Source organism: Mycobacterium deserti, from assembly GCF_025345615.1.
In the GTDB taxonomy this organism is placed as follows: domain Bacteria; phylum Actinomycetota; class Actinomycetes; order Mycobacteriales; family Mycobacteriaceae; genus Mycobacterium; species Mycobacterium deserti.
In genome coordinates, this window is the sequence record NZ_JAODWD010000005.1 from 564,029 (window position 1) to 587,366 (window position 23,338).

The following is a 23,338-nucleotide window of genomic DNA, read 5'->3' on the forward strand; positions in this document are numbered from 1 at the left end:
GAGTGCTGTAGAGTCAGCCCACGGGAGCTGAAAATGACCATTCTCAAACACCGCTAACAAAACTCTCGAAAGAGAGAGTCAGTATTTGCGAGGGGACGCATCGACGATGCGCAACGCTGGGCCCGGGCCGATGCACCGGTCGGAGACCGCCAGTGCGGCGGCTCCCGCGGCAGCGACACCGGGGCGCAGCTTCGGCGCGGCCGGCTACAAGCGGCCGCTGGCGGGACTGTTGACGGTCGCTCTGGTCGCCGCGATCTTCGGGCTTGCCGTCCAACTGTTCCGCGGGGAGCTGTTCAGCGACACCGTTCCTGTCACGGTGGTGGCCGAGCGCGCCGGACTCGTGATGAACGCCGACGCCAAGGTGAAGATGCGCGACGTCGAAGTCGGCCGGGTCTCCTCGATCGAGGAACTACCCGATGGAAGGGCGGCCATCCATCTGGCGCTCGATCCCGCCGAGATCGACTCGATTCCAGGCAACGTCGATGTGAACGTCGCCGCAAGTACGGTCTTCGGCGCCAAATACGTGCAGTTGCTGCCGCCGGCCGAGGAGTCAGGACAGCGACTGCGCGCCGGACAGGTCGTCACGGCCGAGCATGTCACCGTCGAGATCAACACGCTGTTCCAGCAACTCAACACCCTGGTCTCGGCGATCGAGCCGACGAAGTTGAACACCACTCTCACCGCGTTGGCCACGGCGCTGAGCGGTCGTGGGGAGCGGCTTGGCCAAGCCCTCACAAACATGGAACGCTTTCTCGCTGAACTCGATCCGAGCCTGCAGAACCTAGGTCGCGACATCGCCGCGGCGCCAGTGGTGCTCAACACCTACGCCGATGTGACGCCCGACCTGATGCGGGTGCTGGCCAACTCGACCAAACTCAGCGAGAGCATCGTCGATCAGCAGGCCAACCTCGATCGCTTCCTGGTGAGCGTCATCGGTGTCTCCGGCACCGCCAACGACGTCATCGGCGGCAATCGCCAGGGCCTCAGTGACACGCTGCGCCTGCTGGTTCCTACCACCGATCTGCTCAACAGGTACCACCCCGCGCTGAACTGCCTGCTGTCGGGATTGATACCGCTGACGAAGGCACCACCGTTGCGGTTACCCGGCGCCGAGGTCAGCACCGGCTTCACCTGGGGTGTGGAACGCTACCGCTACCCGCAGGACTTGCCGAAGGTCGCGGCCAAGGGTGGGCCGCAATGCGCCGGGTTGCCGGTGCCGTTCGAGAAGCGGCCACCGTATCTGGTCGCCGACACCGGCGCCAACCCCTACCGGTACGGGAACTCCGGAATAGTCCTCAACTCCGACGGGCTCAAGCAACTGCTGTTCGGTCCCATCGACGGTCCCCCGCGCAACTCGATGCAGATCGGACAGCCGGGATGACCGCAACGCGGGTAACATTCGCGAAATTCGGCATCTTCGCCGTCATCATGACGCTGTTGACCGGAATCCTGCTGATGGTCTTCAGCGAGCACCGTGGCGGCGCCTCGAACGGGTACACGGCGGTTTTCGGTGACGCGTCCGGGCTCAAGGTGGGCGATTCGGTGAGGGCGGCAGGCCTGCGGGTGGGCACCGTGAAAGCCGTCGAGCTCAAACCGGACAAAACCGTGGTCGTGGGCTTCGATGCCGATCGCACCGTACCGCTGACCGCCGGTACCCGGGCCGCGGTGCGTTATCTCAACCTGGTCGGTGACCGCTACCTGGAACTGGTCGACCATCCCGGGTCCACAAGGCTGATTCCTACGGGCAGCCAGATTCCGATCGACCACACGTCGCCGGCGCTCGATCTCGACGTCCTGCTCGGCGGGCTCAAACCGGTCATCCAGAGCCTCAATCCCGCCGATGTCAACGCTCTGACGGCATCTCTGATTCAGATCATGCAGGGCCAGGGCGGCACGGTGGAGTCGCTGTTCTCACGGACCTCGTCATTCACCAATGCGCTGGCCGACAACCACATGATCGTCGAGGAACTCATCGACAACCTGAACAGCGCGATGGCCACGCTCGAGCAAGACGGCGAACGGTTCACCGCCAACATCGACCGCCTCCATCGGCTGGTCGGTGAACTTTCCGACCAGCGTGACCCGATCGGTACCGCCATCGACGGGCTCGCCGGCGGCACCGCCTCACTCGCCGACCTGCTCACCGAGGCCCGCTCGCCGCTAGCGGGCACCATCGCTCAATTGGGCCGACTGGCACCGAATTTGGAGGCAGGCCGCGAGCAGCTCGACGCCGCACTCGGCAAGGCGCCGGACAACTACCGCAAGCTGGCGCGCATCGGGTCCTACGGCAGCTTCCTCAACTACTACTTGTGCGGAATCCAGGTCCGGGTCACTGACCTGCAGGGCCGTACCGCGGTTTTCCCATGGATCAAACAGGAAACCGGTAGGTGCGCCGAGGAGCCATGATCAAGTATCGCGAGTCGAACCTGATCCGCGCCGGAATAATCGGCGCGGTACTCATCGTGCTGATCATCGCGGTGGGATTAAAGCCCGAACGAATCATCAACTGGGCAACTGCAATCCGCTACCAGGCACTCTTCGCCGAAGCAGGTGGCCTCAGCGCCGGCAACGAGGTGAAGGTGTCGGGCGTCGAGGTCGGTTCGGTGACCGATGTGTCGCTGCAGCGCGGCAAGGCGTTGGTCGCCTTCACGGTGAACAGCGGCGTCGTGCTCGGCTCGGAGACGACGGCACACATCCGGACCGGAACCTTGCTCGGTGAGCGGATCCTGACCCTGGAGTCGGCCGGGTCCGGCTCCATGAGTGCACTCGACGTCATCCCCGCGTCGCGGACCGCCTCGCCCTACTCGCTCAGCGAGGCGGTGGGTGATCTGGCCAGGAACACCGCGGGCACCGATTTCGGCTCGCTCAACCAATCTCTGGACACGCTGTCGGCCACCATCGACCAGATCGCACCACAACTGGGTCCGATGTTCGACGGACTGTCTCGGCTGTCGAAATCGATCAACAGTCGCAACGACACGGTGGCCGACCTGCTCGACCACACCGGTGAGGTGACCGACATACTCGCCGAGCGCAGTCAGCAGGTGAACCAGTTGTTTCTCAACGCCAACGATCTGACGGCCGTTCTCGTCGAGCGGCGGCAGGCCATCGTCGCACTGCTGAACTCGACATCGGCGCTCGCCGAACAACTGTCGGGGGTAATCGCCGACAATGAGCAGGCGCTGGCGCCCGCGCTGGAGAAGTTGAACACCGTGATGGCGGTGCTGGAGAAGAACCGTGACAACATCGCGAAAGGTCTGCCGGGCCTGACCAAATACCTCTCCACCCTGAGTGAGATCGTCTCCAGCGGTCCGTATTACACCGCGTTTGTGCCGAACCTCATCCCCGGTCAGTTCACCCAGCCGTTCCTGGACTACCTGCTCGGCTTCCGACGCGGCACCAACGCCGGCCAGCCGCCGGACAACGCCGGCCCGAGAGCTGAACTTCCGTTCCCGTACAACGGCATTCCGTTGGAGCCACAATGAGACCCCGCAATCGTAGGGTTGCACTGACCGCGACTCTACTGGTCCTCTTGCTGGCGGCTTCGGCGCTACTGGTGCGCGGCGCGTTCTTCGCACCGGCCACCCTGACGGCCTACTTCGTGAAAGCCACGGCGATCTATCCCGGCGACGAAGTACGGGTGGCCGGAGTCAAGGTTGGCCTGATCGAGTCGATCGAACCGGACGGTCCGCAGGTGAAGGTCACCATGGCAGTGGACCGCGACGTCCCGATACCGGCCGACGCGAAGGCGGTCATCGTTGCGCCGAACCTGATCGCGGCGCGCTACGTCGCGTTGACCCCGGCTTACGAAACCAGCGGTCCGACAATGCCGGCCGGGGCGGCGATCCCGATCGGCCGCACCGCGATACCGGTGGAGTGGGACCAGGTGAAAGAGCAGCTGACCCGCCTGGCGACCGAACTCGGCACCGGCACCGACGAGTCGGGCACCGCGGCGGCCCGCTTCATCGACAGCGCCGCCACCGCCATGGATGGCAACGCCGCCAAACTGCGCACGACGTTGACTCAGTTGTCGCAAGCCGGCCGAATTCTCGCCGACGGCAGCGGCAACATCACCGACATCATCGAGAACCTGGCGACATTCATCGGTGCGCTACGGGACAGCAACACTCAGATCGTGCAGTTCCAGGACCGGTTCGCCACCTTGACCAGTGTCCTGGACGGAAGCCGGTCGGACCTGGATGCCGCACTGACCAACGTCGCCGAGGTCGTGGACGACGTGCAGCGGTTCGTGCGGGGAAGCCGCGATCAGACCGTCGAACAGGTTCAACGGCTCACGAACGTCACGCAGGTGATCGTCGATCATCAGCGCGATCTCGAACAGCTTCTGCACGTCGGGCCGACGGGAATCGCGAACACGCTCAACTTCTTCGACCCCCGCGACGGCGGTATCGTCGGCACGTTCGCGTTCGCGAACTTCGCCAATCCGATGCACCTGGTCTGCGGGGCGATCGCCGCGGTCGAGAACGTCACCTCCGCGGAGTCGGCGAATCTGTGTGCTAAGTACCTCGGTCCGGCGCTGGCCACGATGAACTTCAACTACCTTCCGTTGCCAGTGAACCCGTTCCTCGCCGCCGTGCCGCCGCCGCAGGATTACATCTACACCGAACCGCGCCTGGCGCCCGGCGGGGAAGGCCCGGAGCCGGGGCCGCCAGAGGCACCGCCCGCGGTGTCGGCGTACACCGGGTTCCAGAACGACGTGCCCGCTCCACCCGGATACGGACCGCCTGCGCCCCCACCGTTCCAGCCCACGACCCTTCCTGACCTGATGCTTCCGCCCACGATCACGCCACCCGGTCCACCGCTGCCCGCCGAGGCACCGACACCGCACGGGAGTCCGCCGTCATGACCGGACGCGGGAATGCGAAAAGTGTTGCTGCGGTGGCTTGTTGCATCGCCCTCATCGCCACCGGCTGCAGTTTCACCGGGCTGAACTCACTGTCCCTGCCGGGCGCCGTAGGGCGCGGCCCCAACGCCGCGGTGTACCACCTGGAACTGGCCAACGTCGGGACGTTGGAGTCGAACTCGCCGGTCATGATCGACAACGTGGTCGTCGGCAGCGTGGGCAGGATGCAGTTCGACGACTGGCACGCCAATGTCGAGGTCTCGGTGCTACCCGACGTCGCCGTTCCCGCGAACGCCGAAGCAACAGTGGGGCAAACGAGTCTGCTTGGGTCGATGCACATCGCCCTCGACCCGCCGGTGAACGAACCACCGAGAGGCGTTCTGCCGCCGGGCTCGACAATTCCGTTGGCGTCGACGTCGTCCTATCCGTCGACAGAACAGACGCTGACCTCGCTGTCGACGTTGGTGAACGGGGGCAATCTCGGCCAGATCGGCGACGTCGTGCGCAGCATGAACTCCGCGCTGTCGGGCCGCGAGCCGCAGGTGCGGGATCTGCTGACCCGGCTGGACCGATTCGTCGGGGTCTTCGACACCCAGCGCAGCGAGCTCGTTGAGGCGATGAAGGCGCTCGGTCGGCTCACGGGCACCCTGGTCGACCAGCGAGAGGTGTTGTCGTCGGCGCTGCGGGACATTCCTCCGGCGCTCGACGTGCTGATCGCCGAGCGACCCAACCTGACCGCGGCGTTGACGGAACTCGGCACGTTCGGTGAGACGGCCACGGCGCTGGTCAACGAGTCCGGGGCCGACCTGGTGGCCAACCTCAAGAATCTCGATCCGACGCTCAAGTCGCTGGCCGACGTCGGACCCGAGCTCGCACGAGTCCTTGCGTACCTTCCCACCGCGCCGTTCAACCAGAACATCATCGACCGCGGTGTCCGCGGTGATTACATGAACCTGTTCATCATCCTCGACTTCACCACCGCGCGGTTGAAACGCACCTTGCTGGCCGGTACCCGTTGGGAGGATCAGTACGCGCAACTGGTACCTGCGCCGGGCGACATCGGCTACGACGCATACTATTCCCGGAACCCGCTGGGCGGACCGATATCTCCGCCGCCCGCATCGTACGAGGAATCGCTGCGAATCGTACCGCCGCCGCCACCCCCGGGAGGCGGACGCTGATGTTCACCCGGCAGATCCGCGTACAGCTCGTCATCTTCACCATCGCATCCATCATCGGCGTGACGGTGATGGCGTTCGGATACCTGCAAGCACCGGTGCTGCTGGGGCTCGGCCGGATCACCGTCACGGTGGAACTGCCCGCGGGAGGCGGCCTCTACAAGTTCGCCAACGTCACCTACCGGGGGGTGAAGGTGGGCAAGGTCACCGACGTGTCGCTGACCTCAGCGGGGGCCAAAGCCACGCTCTCGCTGGGTACTTCACCCAAGATTCCGGCCGACCTCGTGGCCGAGGTGCATAGCATCTCGGCCGTCGGTGAACAGTACGTCGACCTGCTGCCGCGCACGTCGTCGCCACCGTATCTGCGGGACGGGTCCGTTATCGCGGCTGCGACGGTCCCCCCGGCGACCGGGGCGATGCTGGACAAAGCCAGCACGCTGCTCAACACCATTCCGCGGGAACGGCTCACCGCACTGCTCGACGAATCGGCTAAGGCCCTCGACGACGCCGGCTACGACCTCGGGTCGCTGATCGATTCGGGGTCGACACTGACCGACGGCCTTGTCGGCGTGTCGGCTGAGTCCAGGGCGGTCATCGACGACAGCGTGCCGCTCCTCGATGGCGCCGCCCAATCGGCGTACGCGACTCGGACTTGGGTGCGCAGCCTCGCCGGCGTGACCGACCAACTGGTCGACAACGACGCCCAGGTACGGACGTTGCTGCAGGACGGCCCCGCGGCGCTCAACGAGGTCAGCCGGCTGATGAGCGAGGTGAAGCCGACGCTTCCGGTGCTCCTGGCCAACATGACCAGCCTCGGCAAGGTCGCGGTGACCTACAACCCGTCGCTGGAGCAGTTGTTGGTACTCGTCCCGTCGTTCTTCGCCGGCCTTGGCGCGTTGTCGCACATCGCCAACGCCACCGGCCTACCGCTGGGCAACTTCCGCGTCGGCATGGGAGACCCGCCGGCGTGCACCGTCGGGTTTCTTCCGCCGTCACAGTGGCGGTCTCCGGCCGACACCACAACGATCGACACGCCGGACGGGTTGTACTGCAAACTGCCGCAGGACTCACCGATCGTGGTGCGTGGCCTTCGCAATCTGCCGTGCATGGCGCATCCCGGCAAGCGGGCGCCCACGGTCCAGATGTGTGACGGTGATGAGCCTTTCGTTCCGCTCGCGCTCCGGCAGCATGCCGTGGGTCCGTACCCGCTCGATCCCAATCTGATCGCACAGGGGATTCCGCCCGATGACCGGGTGACTCGGGATCCGCTGCTGTTCGGTCCCGTTGAGGGAACCCAGCCTCCGGCACCTGGCCCGGCACCTGAGGCACCCCCGCCGCCCGACCCGGCCGCGGCGGTGACCACCTACGACCCGCGGACCGGGCGCTACCTCGGCCCCGACGGGTTCCCCCGCACCCAGTCCGACCTGGTCGAGAACCCGGGTCCAAAACGTTGGCAGGACATGATGTTTCCACCGCAGAAGTAGGAAGGGGTTGGCATGTCGCGGCAGAACCGGGCGGCGCTCGTCGCGCTCCTGGTCATGATCTGTGGTCCCGGGCTGGTCAAGCCGGGAATCGCGGTCGCCGATGATCTCGAGCAGTTCGCGTTGAACGGCACGTTCACCGTGATCTCCGACGGCGTGTTTGCGAAGACCAGCGAACGACGGCAGCGGCAGGCCACGGTGGTCAGCACATGGACCATCACCACGTCGTGTCGGACGGCGATCGACTGTTCGGGGCAGATGACCAGTGATCAGGGCTGGACCGCTGACATCTCCTACACCGATCCGCTGTGGTACGTCACGCGCACTCTGCCGGACTGGGTCAAGTGTCCGGACGGCACCGCCGCGCCGGGAGAGCAGACCTTCAAATTCTTCGTGGACCACTTCGACCTGCCCAACCTGCGGGGCTGGGACAACACGCTCGGCCCCAGCGGGGCGTGTGGGGTGAACAAGCCAGTCAATATCGAGATGCCCCTGAAGCTGATCCCAAAGACTTAATCGACCATCGCGGCGATGGTGTCGACTACGCACGCCGGCCGATCGGAGCCCTCGACCTCGACCGTGACCCGCACCGTGGCCCTTGCCCCGGTACCGGTGCGGTCCACCCTGATCAGCTCGGCCCCCGCGCGGATGCGGGAGTCGACCGGAACGGGCGCCGGGAACCGCAGCTTGTCCACGCCGTAATTGACCTGCATCGACAAGCCCGTGACCCGATAGATCTGTTGGACGAGAATCGGCACCAGCGACAGCGTGAGATAGCCGTGGGCGATCGTCTTGCCGTACGGGCCCTTCGCGGACTTCTCCGTGTCGACGTGGATCCACTGGTGATCGCCGGTGGCCTCGGCGAACAGGTCGATCTCCTTCTGGGTGACCTCTCGCCAGCCGCTGTACCCGAGGTGCTCCCCGACGTGTGCCTCGAAGGCCGCGATTCCCGCATACTCCGTCGGCGAAGCCGTCTGCGTCACACCGAGACCTTCAGACCCAGAAGCTCAATCGCGTTGCCGCCCATGATCTTCGCCTTGGCGGTCTCGGAGACTCCGTCGAGCCGGTCCACGAAGCTCAGCGGATCGCCGATGCCCTCCGGATGGGGGAAGTCGGAACCGAACATCACGTGGTCCTCGCCCATGATATCGATGATCCCCCTGATGTCGTCTTCGAGGAACGGGTGGATGTAGACGTTGCGCTTGAACACCTCGACCGGGTGTTCATCGAACTCCTTGGGCATCGTCCGATACGCTTTGTCCAGCAGCCGCAGAAGATTTCGCACCCACCCGCTGCCATTCTCGACCACCAGGACCTTCAGATCCGGGAAGCGCGAGAGCGCCCCGTGGCAGATCAGCGCGGCAAGTGTGTCCTCCATGGCGCGGAAGCCCATCACGACCTCTCGCAGCGCGCTCGGTTTGAAGGACAGGTACTCGTCGCCGCCCTCCCACTCCATCAGATGCTTCTGGTATCCGCTGTCGGAAGCGTGGAACGTCACCGGGATGCCGGCATCGACGACCTCCTGCCAGAACGGGTCGTATTCCGGAAGGCCCATCGAGCGTGACCCGCCGAAGCGGCTCGGCACCGGGGCGGGCCGGACCAGGAAGGTCTTCATTCCGCGCTCCAGGCACCAGTGAAACTCCTTGATGGCCTCGTCGACCAGTGGCAGGCAGATCACCGGAGTGGCGAAGATCCGGTCTTCGTAGTTGAAGGTCCAATGCTCGTACATCCACTCGTTGAGCGCGTGGATGATCGCATGGGTCAGGATTACGTCGTCGGTGGTCCGTTCCTCGATCAGGCTGGCCAGGGTGGGATACATGACACACTGGTCGATGCCGAGTTCGTCCATCAGCTCCAGGCGAGGTGCGGGATACTGGTAGGCGGGGATGACATCCATTGCCTCGCCGATGAACTCGCGAAAGCTCAAGCCTTCCGGGTTGTTGCCGAGGAAGTAGTCCTCGGCGCTACCCGGCCTGGCGACGCGCTCGAAGGTCGGATTCGGAATCATGTGGCTGATGTGGTCCTTGACCACGAGCTTCGGCCGACCGTTCACCTCGACGTAGCCCACCTTGCCCCGGTGCTGCTTCGGCAGGTACTTCAGTAGGGCGTCCTGCGTCTCGTACATGTGGTTGTCGATGTCGAAGACGGGATACGGCAGGGAACGGGGAGACATGTGGCTGAACCCTCCATCAGAGCAGCGGATATGATCATTTACGCCAGGTGAGAACGACGTTATCACTTCAGTCGATCAACCTCCACCGAGGGTGCTCAGCCCCCCGCGGAGTGCCACGTATCGACGACGGCGGCGGTCGTCGTCACGGTCGTGAGCAGGGACAACGTGTTGTCGATCACGGCATCGGCGTATTCTTTCGGGAAACCGCTGACCGCGTCGCGGGGGAGCACGAACTGGTAGCCGCGGTTGACCGCATCCATGGCGAAGTTCGTGATCGCAACGTTGACCGACACACCGACGCCGACGATCGTCGTGATCCCGAGGTTGCGCAGCACCGAGTCTAGATCCGTACCCGTCATCGGACCCATCCCATGAGTGCGTGTCAGGACGAGATCGGATGACTCAGGCCCGAACTCCGGCAGCACTGAGCCGCCGAGACTGCCGGGAGTCAGGTCGGCGGGGAACGACTTCCCGGCCGCGAACAGCCGCGCATTGTGATTCGAGCCGCGGCCATCGGCGCGCCTGTGGATCAGGCAGTGCACGACCGTGGCACGGGCTGAGCGGGCCGCTGCGAGCAATCGGCCGATGTTCGGGATCGCCTCCCGTCGAGCCTCTTCGGCAAGCATGGGCAGGCCCGCTTGTGGTCCGATGACTCCGCCTTGGCACTCCTGTGTGACGAGTGCCGTGGTTGTCGGATCGAGCAGGTCGGACAGTTGCGGTTGCGGCATGAGAACAGACGTTATCGTGTGGGGGAGCGTGAATTCCAGATGCACGGGGACTTGGAGGTCCGATGGAGGCGTGGGAGATCGAGGTACGGGAGTCGGTGCGTCAAACGATGGCCGACTACACCGCCGCCACCGACCGGTTCGATCTCCGCGCCCTCGCGGCGTGCTTCGGGCCGAACGGTGTGCTCGAGTTCACCGGTGGTGCGGATCCGCTGACCGGTCCGGAGGCGATCGAGGCAGGGCTCGGTGCTGCGATGACACGGGAACCGAGTTCGACGCGGAGGGCGCCGACGCATGTGCGTCACCATGTTTCGAGTGTCAGATTCGAGTCGGTGACGCGCGACCGAGTCGCTGTGAACAGCTACTTCGCCGTTCACACCGATATCGGACTGGACCATTGGGGCCGGTATCGCGACGTCTTGGCGCCACTGTCCGGTCAATGGCTGTTCGCCCACCGTCGCATCAAGGTGGACGCGTTCGCAGCCGACAGTCTGATGGCCTGAGTCGGGTCAGATCGCGATGAACTCGTCGGCGAAGGACCGGGCGTTACCGACGACTTCCGATCGGGTGCCGCCCCGAGCCGCGATGGTCACCCACGTCACCCCCAGGGCCTCCAGCTTGGCGACCGAGGCGTGCCGCTCGTCGATCGACTTGCTGTCATCGAGCAGGTTGCCCGCGGAGAAGCAGATGTCCAGCGGTTCGGTGCGGCCGATCTCGGCGGCGTACTTCTTGGCCCACGCGATCGCCGACTCCAGCTCGTCGAGAGTGGAGATCTCCGCGGTTCGCGACGCGGCCGCGTAGCCGAAGGTGTTGAACGGTGCCCAGCCCTGCGCGCGTGAGACCGCTCGGCGTACCGCGGGCTTGCTGTTGCCGCCCACCCACACCGGCGGGGGTGTGGCCGGCACCGGGTACAGCCGTACCCCGCGGGCATTGAACAACGTGCCCTCGTACGCGACGTCCTCCCCGGTGAGTGTCTTGCTCAGCACGTCGAGCGCTTCGTCGAGCAAGGCACCGCGGTTGTCGAAATCGATTCCCAGAGCCCGAAACTCGGGCTTCAGATAGCCCGCCGCGGTACCGAGGATCAGCCGTCCGCCGGAGAGCACGGCCAGGCTCTGGATCGACTTTGCGCCCAGGAAGGGATTGCGGTACGCCGCGATGTAGACATTGGTCAGCAGCTTGACATCCGTGGTCGCGGCGGCCGCGAACGATAAGGCGACGAATGGGTCGAGGGCGTGATGTCCGCCGTGGTCGAGCCACTTCGCATCGGGTGCGGGGTGGTCGGTGACGTGCACGGCGCCGAAGCCGCTCGCCTCACCGACACGGGCGATCTCGGCGATCGCCTCGGCGGTGACGAATTCTTCGGCCGCCTCGACCCGGTGGGTCGGCAGTTCCAAGGAGTAGGAGATGGTCACGATCGTCCTTCCGGGTGGTGACTTGATGATGTGACGAGGGCTGCCAGGCGTTGGATGTGGTGATCCGGATCGCCCAAGATCAGTTCGCTTGCCTTGGCGCGCCGCACGTAGAGGTGTGCGTCATGTTCCCAAGTGAAACCGATGCCGCCGTGAATCCGCATGCTGTCCAGTGCCACTTGGAGAAATGCTTCCGAACATGTCAGCTTCGCCACCGCAGCGGCGGTCGGGAGCCCGTCGCCACCGGCGCAATCCGCGGCGTGGACGGCGGCGGAACGAGCGCCCTCGACGAGAACGAGCATGTCAGCACACCGGTGCTTGATCGCCTGGAAACTGCCGATGGCGCGACCGAACTGGATGCGTTCCTTGGCGTAGTCCACGGCCATGTCCAGGCAGCGCTGGGCGGCGCCCACCTGCTCGGCCGCCAGCGCGATGATGGCCAGGTCCGACGTGGTGGCGAGCCCGTGCGCCGCCTCACCGTCGATCCCGATCAGTCGGGCGGCAACGTCGTCGAACCGGATGCGGGCCACTTTGCGGGTGCGGTCCAGCGTCACGAGCGGTTCGCGGGTCAGGCCGTCGGCGTCCGCAGCGACCGCGAACAACGATATTCCAGCCGTGGTGCGGGCCGCGGCCAGGAGCACGTCGGCGGTGCGGCCGTCGAGCACGAGGTCCGCGTCGCCGCTGATTCGGTACCCGGTGGCTTCAGTGCGGGCGGTCAGCGTGACTGCGCGTGGATCCCATGCCTCGAGGCGACCGTTGAGGATCAACGTCGCCGTCGCCGACCCGTCGGCGAACGTGGGCAGGTAATCGGCCATGGCGGCCGGATCGCCACTGCAGAGGATCGCCTGTGCGGCCAAGGCGATGGTGGAGAAGAACGGCGCGCACAACAGCGCCGAGCCCATCTCCTCGAAGACGACAGCTTGCTCGGCCATGCCCGCGCCTGCACCGCCGTACTGCTCGGGTATCACGATCCCGTGCAGCCCCAATTCCGTCGCCATCTGCGCCCACACCGCGCGATCGACGCCGTCGTCAGTCTCCATGAGTTCGCGGACGCGGGCAGAGGACGACGCGGATTTCAGGAAGTCGCGAACAGCCCGCCGGAGCTCGTCGGCCTCACTTGCGGTCATGTCATCCTTCGCGTGCTCAGCCGACCCAGTGATAGGCATTCTCGGCCGAGGATAGTATGTTTTCTGAAATAGGAGAATACAGATTCTCGCATTAAGGAGCCGCGCCGTGACGACGAACCTCGACTACGGGATCTTTGACTGCGACACGCACTGCTACGAGACGCGCGACGCATTTACCCGCTATCTGCCCAAGCAGTTTCACGACCGGGCTATCACGCCGGTGCGGGCCGCGGACGGGAAAGAGGTGATCCTCGCCGGCCACCGGATCGCCACCTTCAACAGCGAGGCGGGCCTCGGATTCGACCTCGCTTACCGGCCCGGTTCGCTCAAGGAGATGCTCAAACAAATGGGTTCGGGTAATCCCGACGAGACCTACGAGCCGCAGCCGATGCAACCGGAGTGGCTCGAGCGCGATGCGCGCCTGACGGTGATGGCGCAGCAGAACGTCGAGCGCGCGGTCATCTTCCCGGCCGGGATGGCGCTGGCCGCAGAGCACTACGTCGACGACACCGAGGCGCTGTACGCCAACCTGCGCTCGTTCAACCGCTGGTTCGACGAAACCTGGGGTTTCAACCACCAGGACAAGATCTACGCGACGGCCTTGTTGTCGCTGCGCGATCTCGACGCGTCGATCGCTGAAACCGAGGCGATCATTGAACAGGGCGCGCGCTTGGTTCTGCTGCCGACGGGTCCTGCCCACGGGCGGTCACCCGGGGACCCCTACTTCGACCCGATTTACGCGCGACTGCAGGAGGCCGGTTGCACGCTGGTCTTCCATATCCAGCCGTTCTGGTACTTCAACGCGATCTCGCCGGCGTGGGGGCACAACCCGGATCCTGCGGCATGGCACATGTCGGCATGGCAGTGGATGAACATCTACGGCCAGCGTCCGATAGAGGACACCCTGTCGGCGCTGATCTTCGACAACCTCTTCGGCCGATTCCCCGGGCTCAACGTGCTGGTCGCCGAACACGGCGCGGAGTGGGTGCCGCAGTTCGTCATCCACATGGACAAGAGCCGGGGGATGGGCCGCAATGGACCCTGGATCGGAGGCAAACTCACCGAGCGCCCGTCGGAGATCTTCCGCAGGCACGTCGGTGTGGTGCCGTATCCGGAGGACGACATCCCGGCCATCGTCGAACGCCTCGGATACGACGAGTGCTTCTTGATGGGCTCGGACTACCCGCACGCCGAAGGGCTCGCGGAGCCTGCCGACTTCATCAAGCTGCTGGACCCCCTCGACGAAGCGGCCAAGAAGCGCATCATGCGAGACAACGCCGACCAGTTGCTCAGCCGGAGCTAGCCGCTGCATGGCAGACGACATCGGTCAGGATTCGGTCGACCTCGCTCTACTGCGCGAAGCGGCGCGCGAGTTCCTCAATGGGCGTGTCGGGCAGGGGTCTGTCAAAGAGCTCGCGGCGATGGATTGGACGGGGCTACTCGTCGAGGAGGATCTCGGCGGCAGCGGATGGCGTCCAGTCGAGACGACGATCATCGCGGAGGAACTCGCTCGCGCGCAGAATACTTCGACCTGGTTCGGCTGTGTACTGTCTGCGGCCGCGCTGAATTCGGCACCCGAAGAGTTCCGGGACCGATGGTTGCCCGCGATGATCGACGGAACCGCAACGGCAGGTTGTGCGGTCGCCGGCGACACCGTGCGGGTCGTGCATGGCGACGCCCTCGACATCTTGATCACGCTGGGAAGCAACGGGATTCATCTCGTCGAGGTGTCCGACGCCCTGCCGAAGAGCCGAGATGACGAGCTGCTGGACCTCGGCCGCGCAGCATGGCGTGTCGAGATCGCTGGCGCCGACAGCGTTCTGATCGGTGAACCTCAACGAGCGGATCAGCTGCTCGCGGTGGCCAGGGTGCTGCTCAGCGCAGACTCGCTCGGAGCCCTGTCCGCCACGTTCGAGCGGCTGGTCGGTTACCTGAAGGGGCGCATCGCCTTCGGTGTGCCGATCGCCAGTTTCCAAGCGGTGCAACACCGACTGGTGGATCTGCTGGTGTTCGAGGCGAAGGCGCGCGCGATCATCATGAAGGCCGCTCGGGCCTTAACGGATCAAAAGTCAAACGACGCGGTCGCGCTGGCCGCCACCGCCCACGCCTACGTGACTGCGAATGCGACGGCCGCCGTCGACGAATGCATGCAACTGTCCGGCGGCATCGGCTTCACCTGGGAGTACCCGTTGCACCATGAGCTTCGCCGGGTGTTCACAAACGGCTTCATGCTCGGAACGGCTCGCGCCAGCAGGGCGCTCGTCGCGGAGAGGTCCGGCTGGTGAGCGCCGCAAGCGTCGGTGCCAGTGAAGCGCAATTGACCGAGTTCCGGGATCGCGTCAGGGCGCACATCGCCCAGCACGCACCTCCCTTCGACGCGCGGGAAGGGCGGCGGGCGCCTGAGAACGCCGAGCAGGAAGCGCAACTGCGCAGGTGGTTCGCCACGCTGTTCGACGCGGGCTTCGTCGGCGGGGACTGGCCGGTCGAACATGGCGGGCGCGCCGATCACCACCCACTCCACGACCGCATTCTCAGCGAGGAAATCCTGCGCGCCCGGGCGCCGCGGCCGGTGGACCAGGTCAATCTGGCGGCTCACGTGCTGCTGCACTTCGGGTCCGAGGAACAGAAAGCGGCACTGCTGCCACCGATTCGGCGCAGTGAGCATGTCTGGTGTCAGCTGCTCAGTGAGCCGGACGCGGGCAGCGATATGGCCGCCGTTCGCAGCAGGGCTGCAGCGCAGCCAGACGGAACGTGGGTGATCAACGGTCAGAAGACATGGATCACCGACGGGCACTGGGCCGATATGGGGTTGGCGCTCATTCGCACCGACCCGGCATCGTCACGCCACCATGGTCTTTCGGTCATCGTCGTTCCGTTGTCGTCGCCCGGCGTCGAGGTTCGTCCAATCCGGACGATCAACGAGGCGATCGAGGTGAACGAGGTCTTTCTCGACGGCGTAGAGGTTCCCGCCGACAGTGTTATCGGCGAGCCCGGTCAGGGTTGGTCGATCATCATGGCCGGCTTGGAATTCGAACGCTTCGGAATCGGCGGCAACGTGATCCTGCTGGATCTGCTTATCGATGATCTCGTCACCGTGGTGCGTCACGCCACGCTCGACGGCAGACCGGCTCTCGAGCACGACGACATTCGGCAGAGAGTGGCCGAGTGGGCCGTCGAAGTCGAAGTGGCGAAGTCGTTCATCGACGACCATGTCGAACGTCTCGTCGTCGGCGCTGAGCAACCGGGCGACGGTTCTATCGCCAAGCTCAGCTTCGCCGAGACCTATCACCGTGTTTCGGCGTACGGCGCCGAACTCGCGGCCACAGTCTGCACCCAGGCCGCCGATCCGAGCGTCGAACAGGCCAAGCAGCGTTTGCGAGAATGCTGGCTGTGGTCACGTGCGTATACGGTGTCGGGCGGAAGCAACGAGATGATGCGCAATATTCTGGCGAAGCGTCGGCTGCTCCTGCCGAGTCGGTGATGAGCGCTTGCGCGAAGAACAGCACACGCCGATGAGCGCTTGCGCGAAGAACAGCACACGCCGATGAGCGCTTGCGCGAAGAACAGCACACGCCGATGAGCGCTTGCGCGAAGAACAGCACACGCCGATGAGCGCTTGCGCGAAGAACAGCACACGCCGATGAGCGCTTGCGCGAAGAACAGCACACGCCGATGAGCGCTTGCGCGAAGAACAACAGATGCCAATGATCGGCACCTACTGGAGCTTGGTCGAAACAGCCGCCCGTGAACATCCGAACCGTGTGGTCCTCGTCGACGATTTCGGTCGCAGCCTGACGAATTCGCAGTTGCGCGATGCGGCGGAGGCCACCGCAGCGGCGCTGGCCGAACGCGGGGTCGGCGACGGTTCCGTGGTGTCGTGGCAGCTGCCGACCACGCTGGAGACGATGGTCGTCATGGTGGCGTTGACCCGGTTGGGAGCCGTGCAGAATCCCGTCCTGCCGATCTGGCGGGAGAGCGAAGTCGGCTTTGTGACAAGGCAACTCGGCACCGAGTTCCTCATCGTTCCCGGCGTGTGGCGCGGCTTCGACCACGTCGCTCTCGCAGACGAACTCTCGAGGGATCACCCGATGACCATCGTGGTCGTCGATCACGCGGCGCCGATCGTCGACGGTCTTCGGCTGCCGGCCGGTGATCCCGCCCTGCTCCCTACCCCTTCGACTTCGGCCACCCTGCCACGATGGGTGTACTACTCATCGGGCACCACTGCGGCGCCGAAGGGCGTGCGCCACTGTGACCGCTCGGTGATTGCCGGGTCGGCAGGGGTGGTCGGGATGTTCGGTGCGTCGAACACCGACGTCAACCCCATCGCCTTTCCGGTGTCGCACATCGGCGGCGCGGCCATGCTGGCGGCGAGCCTGCTCACCGGCATGCGGCTGGTGCTGTTCGACAGCTTCGACCCGGTGCTCACGCCAAAGGCTATTGCGAGGCATCGGCCGACGATGCTCGGCACGGCTACCCCCTTCTTCGTCGCGTTCATGGCCGCCCAGCGCGCCCACGGCCCGGAGCCGCTCTATCCCGCCCTGCGTGGTTGCGTGGGCGGTGGCGCGCCGATCACCGCGGAGCTGGGGCGGCTAGTGCGCGAGACGTTCTCTGTTGCCGGAGTGGCCAATGCTTGGGGACTCACCGAGTTTCCCGTCGTCACCTCACCACCCCCGGACGGAGCGCCGGAGGTGCTCGACCACACCGTGGGCAGGCCGGTACCCGGAGTCTCGGTCCGTGTCGTCGATGACAACGAACGAGAGGCCGCCGTCGGCGAGGAAGGCGAACTGCGGCTCAAGGGACCGCAGTGCTTCCTGGGATATGTCGACGAGACACTGGATGCCGACGCCTTCGATGCCGACGGGTGGTTCCGCAGCGGGGACCGGGGGCGGATCGACGGCGAGGGCAACGTCGTCGTCACCGGCAGGATCAAAGACGCGATCATCCGCAATGCGGAGAACATCTCGGCGCTGGAGATCGAGGGTGTGCTGGCCGCCCATCCCGCAGTCGCGGACGTAGCGGTCATCGGTGTGCCGGATCCTCGCACCGGTGAGCGGGTGTGTGCCGTCGTGGTCGCTGAACCCGGACGTGAAGTCACGCTGGCTGAATTGGCCGGCCACTGTCAGGCACAGGGCTTGAGCCGGCACAAATCTCCCGAGCGTCTCGAATTGATCGAGGCGCTACCACGCAACCTCACCGGCAAGGTTCTGAAGAACGAGCTGCGTGCTCGATTCGGCAGTCATTAGCCGTACTGCGCAGGCGCCCTTGAGACGCTTTGCGGCTAGAGGCCGATCAGTTCCTTCAAGTTTCCGCCCATGACGCGCGCGGTGGTATCGGCGGGAAGGTCGGCGAGTTCGCTGACGAAGTCCGCGGGTTCGGCGAGGCCTTCGGGGTGCGGGTAATCCGAACCGAACATCACCCGGTCCGCCCCGAGGAGGTCGACGAGCTGGGACATGTCCTCCTCGTGGAACGGATTGATCCAGACGTGCCTGCGGAAGACATCACTGGGATGCTCGTCGAAGTCATATGGCCTTTTGCGGTACACCCGGTCGAAGACGTCCAACAGGCGGTGTGCCCACGAGCCACCGTTCTCGACCACGCCGATCCGCACCCCGGGGAAGCGCTCGAACACTCCGTGAGCGATGAAGGCGGCGAGGGTGTCGAAGATGTTTCGACTCTCCTCGTAGATGAAACCGCGCAGCTTGCTCAGAGCGAAACCGTTGAACTCCGCTGCGTCCTCCCAATCGTCGACGTAACGCTCATAGCCCGAGTCCGAGTTGTGCATTTGCACCGAGATGCCCGAAGACTCGACCAGCCGCCAGAAGTCGTCGAATTCCGGTAGCGCTGCGGAACGCGAAGTGCCGTCTTCGCGCGGGACGGGTGCCGGCCGAATCAGTACCGTCTTGGCGCCGTTCTCCAGGCACCATTCGAGCTCCCGGACACCGAGAGCGGGGTCGTTCAGGGAGATGGCAGGTACGGCGAAGATCCGGTTCTGATAGTTGAACGTCCAGTCCTCGAGGAGCCACCGATTGAACGCATGGGTGACCGCGTGAGTGAGCTCGGTGTCGGACTTCGTTCTCTCCTCGAGCATGCCCGCCGTCGTCGGGAACATCACGGCGCCGTCGACACCCTGGCGATCCATCAACGCCAGGCGAAGATCGGGACGGCGGAATTCGTCGGGACACCGGATGGGCTTGGCCAGCTCCCGTAGCGTCTTCCCTTCGGGATTTATGCCCCGGAAGTAATCCGACCATGCACCTGGCGTGGGGATCACCTCATAGGTCGGATTCGGAATGGTTTCGGTGATGACGCCGAGTATCTGCAATTTCTTGCGGCCGTTCACTTCCACGAATTTGAGCGCTTCCGAGTACTTCTCCGGCAGATAGCGCGTGTAGGCGTCGACGGTCTCGTACATGTGGTTGTCGGCATCCCACACTTCGAAAGCCTTGGGCTCGGTCATCGTCAATTCCTCTCCATCGCCGGCAAGACACCTCATGACGGCAACGTCGCTATCCTAAAACGAGAGGATACATTCTCACATGTGAACGGCTTGGGTGGGCCCGACGTAATCCGCTCTCACTCGGGTGGCTGCAGCCGCTATTTCGGCGAGTCGGACGATGACCAGGCGCGGGTCCGGCTCAGGGATGACCACCTGCAGGTGGTCGATGCTGAGCCGACGCAGGGCGCGGTACGAGTCGGCGAATGACCGGGAATCGGTGTACGTGCTCGAGGCGACGGTGTGAATGCTGTCCGGCTCTCGCCCGTGCGATTCCGCTGCTCGCCGCAGCGTCGTGATGAGTTCGGCCAGCCGATTCACCGACATCAGAGCGGCGATCCACCCGTCGCCGATGCGTACAGCGCGGTCGATCGCCCGGTCGGAGTGACCACCCACGAGAATCGGTATGGGACGCTGCACGGGCTGCGGGCGCGGGTCCATGGGGGCGAATTCGACATAGGGCTCGGTGGCACACCACAGCGTGCGTAACAGCGCGATGTGCTCCTCGGCGCGCGCGCCGCGACGGTCCCGTGGCACGCCCCATTGAGACGGCCTCCTCGCGCAGCCAGCCAACCCCCACTCCGTAGGACAAGCGGCCGCCCGACAAGGCGTCCAGCGTCGCCAGTTGTCTGGCGTTGGCGACCGGGTTGCGCAACGGTAGGACTGCGACCGATGTGCCCAGGCCGATGGTCGTCGTCTGACCTGCGACCCACGCCAGCGTCGTCATCATCTCGTAGTTCGGCGCGAGATTCTCCGAGAGCCACCCGTCAGCGACTGTGCTCGGTTCTCGTCCGAGCATGTACAGCGAGGTGACGTGGTACAAGAGCACAAGGTGGTCGACGGCCCACAACGGCGAGAATCCCTGCCCTTCGGCGGCTTGCCCGAAGTCGCGGATGAATGTCGGCGATGTCGAGGGTCCGGTGTGGGGGAGGACAAGGCCTAGCTCCATGCCACTGGCTCTTACAGGCTCGTGTAGTGACCGCCGTCAACGCCCAGGGTCTGTCCGGTGATGTAGCGGGCGGTGGGGCCGATGAGCCAAGCAACGGCGGCGCCGATGTCGTGTTCTGGGTCTCCGATGCGCCCGAGCGGAATTCGACGCGACAACCGTTCCTCCATGGCGGGCTCGGCCGCTATCGCAGCGGTCATGGCCGGTGAATAGGCCAGCGGCGAGACGATGTTCGCGGTGATGCCGTACGGCGCCCACTCGCGTGCCAGGCTCTTGGCGAAGCCGCGCAACGCTCCCTTCATCGTTGCGTAGAGGGGAAGCGTCGCACTGCCTTCGATGCCGGCAGGTGAGGTCATGACGATGTAGGTTCCGCCCTGCTTGCGCAATGCGTCGAACGCCGAGGAAGCGCAGTGGTGGGCCCCGCCCAGGGACACCGAGTAATGGTCGGCCCACAGCGGGCGGTCGACGTCTGCCAGGTTGTGCGGTTGGCTGGAGGCGTTGCTCGTCGCGTTGTGGATCACCGCGTCGAGTCGACCGGTCGTGCTCAGGGCGAGATCGACGGCGCCGACCACCGCATCGCGGTCGGTCACATCGCAGCGGGCCCACGTCGCGTCGTGGCCTCGGGACGTGATGTCGTGTGCGACCGCGAGCCCCGTCTCGGACCGGGTGGCCACGATCACGTGGGCACCGGCCGAGGCCAGCGCCACCGCGATGCCGCGGCCCACGCCCGCACCCGATCCCGTGACCAACGCGGTCATACCGTCGAGGCTCAAGGCAACATCACCGATCCACCGTCGACGATCAGCGTCTCGCCCACCAGATGGCCGATATCCGGACGCAGCAGGAATGCCACCGACTCGGCGACCGTGTGAATCAGCGTCGAATCGTCTGGGACCACAGCCGCGGTGAGATGGGCCGATGAAGCATCCAACGCCGAGGCGAACAACCGCAACGGTGCCGCCACGAGATTGACGCGAACACCGTCGCGGTGCCATTGTCGTGCCGCCGATTTCGCCATCGCCCGAATGCCCTCCACTGCGGTGGTATATGCCGCGAGTCGGGCTGCGCCCGCCATACCGATCGTCGGCACGACGACAACGATTCGTCCGTCCCGACCGCCGAACGCAGATCTCGCTCGTTGTAGCGCGGCGAGCGCACCCCACATCATGTCGTCGACGATGCGGTCCCAAGCCTCGCCGCGCAGCGTCGTGATTTCGGAGGGCGTGGGGGGCGGGTGCGCGCCGATGATGAGGACAACGCCGGCGACGTCGGAAGGTAGCACCCGGTCTTCTTCCACGACAACGTCGAGACTGTCCGCCAGCTCACGCGACAGCCCGCTGGCCGGGCCCATGACAACCGTCGAAGCGGCCATGTCAGCGGCTCGGCTGCTGCGCCGTGCGCTCTTCGTGGATCTTCACCAACTCCCGGAACCCGATCGACTCGTACAGCGGCTTGGGTTGGACGCCCCATTCGTCGCGCGCTGTGCTCTGGCCGGCCGCTTCGGGAGCCCCACCGAACGGGGGGCCGCCGATCGGATAGGGCTGCTGGCATTCGAGATTGTCGTCGGTGAACCGAACCTTCATGAGTTCACTGCAGATCTCGGTTAGGGAAAGCGTTGGCCAGCCGTACCAGATAGCCATCACCGGAACGGTCAGCGACCCCTCGATGACCAGTCCGAACAGGCAGACGTACAGTCCGCGCTTGAGCCACTTGTGCATGCGCGCCCACGTGGAGGTGGTTCCCAGCGGCAGCGACTCCTGGGAAGCCGTTGACTCAGTGGTGTTAGACACGACGGTCCTTTCGCCAGCCTAGTCGGAGAAGATCTCTCGATTGACGGTGTGGAGGTAGGGGATAGCCAGGAATGGCGTGATGTAGAAGATGTTGAAGGCCCACCACCCGAACACAGGCAAACCGACTGCGGCATAACGGACATCCGCGTACATCGTCATATTGAAGATGTAACCGGTCCAGACGACGATGCCGAACCAACATGTCACGATCGTCCACTGGTGTCCCCAACGCTTCATCTGAAGTAGCGCGATGGCGGCTGCGATGCGCATGGGGAACACAATCAGGACACACACCATCACCCAGGCTTTCTCCCCAGGCGCGCCGGCGCCACCGATCCAGAGTTCGTTGTAGTGCCAGAAGTAGCCGGCATCGATGAGGTTGCCCCACGCGGTGAACACCGTACGGGTGATCAGGGCGTGGTTGGCGAACAGGTCGAGCGCCCAACCCATGCTATTGAGCGCGGCATCGAGGATGATGACGTAGCCGATGAGCGTCACCATCATCGGCCTGACCGACAACCCGTCGCGTTGCGCTTTCCGAAGCAGGTAGATCCCGCGGCAGAACACCGGCAAGCCCACGAGTCCGAGAACGAGGGTGCCCATGAGCGCGGTGCCGGCTATGCACCAGCGGTCTGCGCGACGTTGCGCCTCGCGCGTTCGCGCCTCGTGCTCGTCCATGGTGAGTGAGGCGTCAGATTTCATTGGCGACTACCAATCTCTGGTGAAGAACATCTGAACCTGGATCGCGAACATCGCGATCAGCACGCCGTAGATGAAGATCTGGAACGCGATCAGTCCGCGTCTGCGCCGTCGATCCTGTTCGTTCATCGATTCCCCTAGTTCTTGGAAGCGCGGATAATGTTCCGAGTCAGGAGCTTTGAATGCCGCTCTGGTTCAGAAGGTGCCGATATTGGCAAGCATCCAGTAGAAGAACGCGACTAGCCCACACATCACGCCCCAGGTCACGGCCAGGCGGACGAGTTCTTGCCACATCGAGGACCTCCACTGCGGAAACGCAAATTTGCATGAAAGGTTAGCATTGCTCTCTCATTTGAGAGTAGACATTTCCACAAGAAGGGAGCCCCGGATGGGGAAGATACCCGCTGGCCGCGGTTTCTCCGATCGCCCGGGTGGCACTCAGACAACGCA

At 64.8% G+C, this 23,338-nt stretch carries 22 protein-coding genes and 1 pseudogene; 12 read left to right on the forward strand and 11 right to left on the reverse strand.

From position 1 onward, the window contains the following. Positions 1 to 106 precede the first annotated feature (106 nt). The 7 genes from N4S67_RS22565 to N4S67_RS22595 are packed head-to-tail and all read left to right on the forward strand — an operon-like array spanning position 107 to position 8,039. The gene (locus N4S67_RS22565; RefSeq protein ID WP_260995234.1) at positions 107 to 1,381 is read left to right on the forward strand and encodes an MCE family protein; all 1,275 of its coding nucleotides are present in this window, start codon (positions 107 to 109) and stop codon (positions 1,379 to 1,381) included. Further along, a complete protein-coding gene (locus N4S67_RS22570; RefSeq protein ID WP_260995235.1) occupies positions 1,378 to 2,406 on the forward strand; it encodes an MCE family protein in 1,029 nt (342 codons plus the stop codon). Before N4S67_RS22565 ends, N4S67_RS22570 begins: the two co-directional genes overlap by 4 nt. Next, the gene (locus N4S67_RS22575; protein WP_260995236.1) at positions 2,403 to 3,485 is read left to right on the forward strand and encodes an MCE family protein; all 1,083 of its coding nucleotides are present in this window, start codon (positions 2,403 to 2,405) and stop codon (positions 3,483 to 3,485) included. The genes N4S67_RS22570 and N4S67_RS22575 overlap by 4 nt, the downstream gene beginning before the upstream one ends. Next, entirely contained in the window at positions 3,482 to 4,867 is a 1,386-nt protein-coding gene (locus N4S67_RS22580) for an MCE family protein (RefSeq protein WP_260995237.1), read from the forward strand. Before N4S67_RS22575 ends, N4S67_RS22580 begins: the two co-directional genes overlap by 4 nt. Beyond that, positions 4,864 to 6,045: an MCE family protein gene (locus N4S67_RS22585; protein ID WP_260995238.1), complete on the forward strand. Its 1,182-nt coding sequence runs from the start codon at positions 4,864 to 4,866 to the stop codon at positions 6,043 to 6,045. The genes N4S67_RS22580 and N4S67_RS22585 overlap by 4 nt, the downstream gene beginning before the upstream one ends. After that, on the forward strand, positions 6,045 to 7,526 hold the full coding sequence (locus N4S67_RS22590; RefSeq protein ID WP_260995239.1) for an MCE family protein: 1,482 nt from the start codon (positions 6,045 to 6,047) through the stop codon (positions 7,524 to 7,526). The genes N4S67_RS22585 and N4S67_RS22590 overlap by 1 nt, the downstream gene beginning before the upstream one ends. Positions 7,527 to 7,538: 12 nt before the next feature. Beyond that, positions 7,539 to 8,039, forward strand: coding sequence for an Rv2253/PknI dimerization domain-containing protein (locus N4S67_RS22595; RefSeq protein WP_260995240.1), 501 nt, complete (start codon positions 7,539 to 7,541; stop codon positions 8,037 to 8,039). Here N4S67_RS22595 and N4S67_RS22600 read toward each other — a convergent pair. The 3 genes from N4S67_RS22600 to N4S67_RS22610 form a co-directional block, all read right to left on the reverse strand. Next, on the reverse strand, positions 8,036 to 8,506 hold the full coding sequence (locus N4S67_RS22600) for a MaoC family dehydratase (protein ID WP_260995241.1): 471 nt from the start codon (positions 8,504 to 8,506) through the stop codon (positions 8,036 to 8,038). The two genes, N4S67_RS22595 and N4S67_RS22600, sit on opposite strands and share 4 nt — an antisense overlap. Next, entirely contained in the window at positions 8,503 to 9,696 is a 1,194-nt protein-coding gene (locus tag N4S67_RS22605) for an amidohydrolase family protein (protein ID WP_260995242.1), read from the reverse strand. Before N4S67_RS22605 ends, N4S67_RS22600 begins: the two co-directional genes overlap by 4 nt. A gap of 95 nt (positions 9,697 to 9,791) precedes the next feature. Further along, positions 9,792 to 10,424: a cysteine hydrolase gene (locus N4S67_RS22610; RefSeq protein WP_260995243.1), complete on the reverse strand. Its 633-nt coding sequence runs from the start codon at positions 10,422 to 10,424 to the stop codon at positions 9,792 to 9,794. A 62-nt stretch (positions 10,425 to 10,486) separates the two neighbouring features. Between N4S67_RS22610 and N4S67_RS22615 the strand changes: the two genes are divergently transcribed. Next, positions 10,487 to 10,924, forward strand: a complete 438-nt coding sequence (locus N4S67_RS22615; RefSeq protein WP_260995244.1) for a nuclear transport factor 2 family protein — start codon at positions 10,487 to 10,489, stop codon at positions 10,922 to 10,924. A gap of 6 nt (positions 10,925 to 10,930) precedes the next feature. Here the strand turns inward: N4S67_RS22615 and N4S67_RS22620 are convergent, their stop codons facing one another. Both N4S67_RS22620 and N4S67_RS22625 read right to left on the reverse strand, forming a co-directional pair. Beyond that, positions 10,931 to 11,833 (reverse strand): TIGR03619 family F420-dependent LLM class oxidoreductase, encoded by a 903-nt coding sequence (locus N4S67_RS22620; RefSeq protein ID WP_260995245.1) that lies wholly within the window; start codon positions 11,831 to 11,833, stop codon positions 10,931 to 10,933. Continuing rightward, on the reverse strand, positions 11,830 to 12,957 hold the full coding sequence (locus tag N4S67_RS22625; protein ID WP_260995246.1) for an acyl-CoA dehydrogenase family protein: 1,128 nt from the start codon (positions 12,955 to 12,957) through the stop codon (positions 11,830 to 11,832). Before N4S67_RS22625 ends, N4S67_RS22620 begins: the two co-directional genes overlap by 4 nt. Before the next feature lie 106 nt (positions 12,958 to 13,063). On the opposite strand from N4S67_RS22625, the gene N4S67_RS22630 reads away from it, so the two are divergent. From N4S67_RS22630 to N4S67_RS22645, 4 genes are all read left to right on the forward strand, one after another. Beyond that, on the forward strand, positions 13,064 to 14,260 hold the full coding sequence (locus N4S67_RS22630) for an amidohydrolase family protein (protein WP_260995247.1): 1,197 nt from the start codon (positions 13,064 to 13,066) through the stop codon (positions 14,258 to 14,260). Positions 14,261 to 14,267: 7 nt separating this feature from the next. Next, positions 14,268 to 15,242, forward strand: coding sequence for an acyl-CoA dehydrogenase family protein (locus tag N4S67_RS22635; protein WP_260995248.1), 975 nt, complete (start codon positions 14,268 to 14,270; stop codon positions 15,240 to 15,242). Beyond that, positions 15,239 to 16,438 (forward strand): acyl-CoA dehydrogenase family protein, encoded by a 1,200-nt coding sequence (locus N4S67_RS22640; protein ID WP_260995249.1) that lies wholly within the window; start codon positions 15,239 to 15,241, stop codon positions 16,436 to 16,438. The genes N4S67_RS22635 and N4S67_RS22640 overlap by 4 nt, the downstream gene beginning before the upstream one ends. Positions 16,439 to 16,661: 223 nt before the next feature. Beyond that, entirely contained in the window at positions 16,662 to 18,203 is a 1,542-nt protein-coding gene (locus tag N4S67_RS22645; RefSeq protein WP_390893489.1) for a class I adenylate-forming enzyme family protein, read from the forward strand. A gap of 35 nt (positions 18,204 to 18,238) precedes the next feature. Here the strand turns inward: N4S67_RS22645 and N4S67_RS22650 are convergent, their stop codons facing one another. From N4S67_RS22650 to N4S67_RS22675, 6 genes and pseudogenes are all read right to left on the reverse strand, one after another. Continuing rightward, positions 18,239 to 19,417 carry an amidohydrolase family protein gene (locus N4S67_RS22650; protein WP_390893477.1) on the reverse strand — a complete coding sequence of 393 codons (1,179 nt, stop codon included), beginning with the start codon at positions 19,415 to 19,417 and terminating at the stop codon, positions 18,239 to 18,241. 75 nt (positions 19,418 to 19,492) lie between these two features. Then, a pseudogene (locus tag N4S67_RS28085) lies at positions 19,493 to 20,402 on the reverse strand (TIGR03619 family F420-dependent LLM class oxidoreductase). An 11-nt stretch (positions 20,403 to 20,413) separates the two neighbouring features. Beyond that, on the reverse strand, positions 20,414 to 21,172 hold the full coding sequence (locus N4S67_RS22660; RefSeq protein WP_313959976.1) for an SDR family NAD(P)-dependent oxidoreductase: 759 nt from the start codon (positions 21,170 to 21,172) through the stop codon (positions 20,414 to 20,416). After that, a complete protein-coding gene (locus N4S67_RS22665; RefSeq protein ID WP_260995254.1) occupies positions 21,169 to 21,771 on the reverse strand; it encodes an SDR family oxidoreductase in 603 nt (200 codons plus the stop codon). The genes N4S67_RS22660 and N4S67_RS22665 overlap by 4 nt, the downstream gene beginning before the upstream one ends. A 1-nt stretch (position 21,772) precedes the next feature. Further along, positions 21,773 to 22,117 (reverse strand): hypothetical protein, encoded by a 345-nt coding sequence (locus tag N4S67_RS22670; RefSeq protein ID WP_260995305.1) that lies wholly within the window; start codon positions 22,115 to 22,117, stop codon positions 21,773 to 21,775. Between the two features lie 90 nt (positions 22,118 to 22,207). Then, positions 22,208 to 22,867 carry a hypothetical protein gene (locus N4S67_RS22675; RefSeq protein WP_313959980.1) on the reverse strand — a complete coding sequence of 220 codons (660 nt, stop codon included), beginning with the start codon at positions 22,865 to 22,867 and terminating at the stop codon, positions 22,208 to 22,210. Between the last annotated feature and the right edge of the window lie 471 nt (positions 22,868 to 23,338).

Excerpts from the sequence above, each read along its gene's own strand:
- N4S67_RS22565 (WP_260995234.1), top strand. The coding sequence starts at position 107 with ATGCGCAACGCTGGGCCCGGGCCGATGCACCGGTCGGAGACCGCCAGT.
- N4S67_RS22570 (WP_260995235.1), top strand. The coding sequence starts at position 1,378 with ATGACCGCAACGCGGGTAACATTCGCGAAATTCGGCATCTTCGCCGTC.
- N4S67_RS22575 (WP_260995236.1), top strand. The coding sequence starts at position 2,403 with ATGATCAAGTATCGCGAGTCGAACCTGATCCGCGCCGGAATAATCGGC.
- N4S67_RS22580 (WP_260995237.1), top strand. The coding sequence starts at position 3,482 with ATGAGACCCCGCAATCGTAGGGTTGCACTGACCGCGACTCTACTGGTC.
- N4S67_RS22585 (WP_260995238.1), top strand. The coding sequence starts at position 4,864 with ATGACCGGACGCGGGAATGCGAAAAGTGTTGCTGCGGTGGCTTGTTGC.
- N4S67_RS22590 (WP_260995239.1), top strand. The coding sequence starts at position 6,045 with ATGTTCACCCGGCAGATCCGCGTACAGCTCGTCATCTTCACCATCGCA.
- N4S67_RS22595 (WP_260995240.1), top strand. The coding sequence starts at position 7,539 with ATGTCGCGGCAGAACCGGGCGGCGCTCGTCGCGCTCCTGGTCATGATC.
- N4S67_RS22605 (WP_260995242.1), bottom strand. The coding sequence starts at position 9,696 with ATGTCTCCCCGTTCCCTGCCGTATCCCGTCTTCGACATCGACAACCAC.
- N4S67_RS22610 (WP_260995243.1), bottom strand. The coding sequence starts at position 10,424 with ATGCCGCAACCGCAACTGTCCGACCTGCTCGATCCGACAACCACGGCA.
- N4S67_RS22615 (WP_260995244.1), top strand. The coding sequence starts at position 10,487 with ATGGAGGCGTGGGAGATCGAGGTACGGGAGTCGGTGCGTCAAACGATG.
- N4S67_RS22625 (WP_260995246.1), bottom strand. The coding sequence starts at position 12,957 with ATGACCGCAAGTGAGGCCGACGAGCTCCGGCGGGCTGTTCGCGACTTC.
- N4S67_RS22635 (WP_260995248.1), top strand. The coding sequence starts at position 14,268 with ATGGCAGACGACATCGGTCAGGATTCGGTCGACCTCGCTCTACTGCGC.
- N4S67_RS22645 (WP_390893489.1), top strand. The coding sequence starts at position 16,662 with ATGATCGGCACCTACTGGAGCTTGGTCGAAACAGCCGCCCGTGAACAT.
- N4S67_RS22650 (WP_390893477.1), bottom strand. The coding sequence starts at position 19,417 with ATGACCGAGCCCAAGGCTTTCGAAGTGTGGGATGCCGACAACCACATG.
- N4S67_RS22665 (WP_260995254.1), bottom strand. The coding sequence starts at position 21,771 with ATGGCCGCTTCGACGGTTGTCATGGGCCCGGCCAGCGGGCTGTCGCGT.
- N4S67_RS22670 (WP_260995305.1), bottom strand. The coding sequence starts at position 22,117 with ATGCACAAGTGGCTCAAGCGCGGACTGTACGTCTGCCTGTTCGGACTG.
- N4S67_RS22675 (WP_313959980.1), bottom strand. The coding sequence starts at position 22,867 with ATGGACGAGCACGAGGCGCGAACGCGCGAGGCGCAACGTCGCGCAGAC.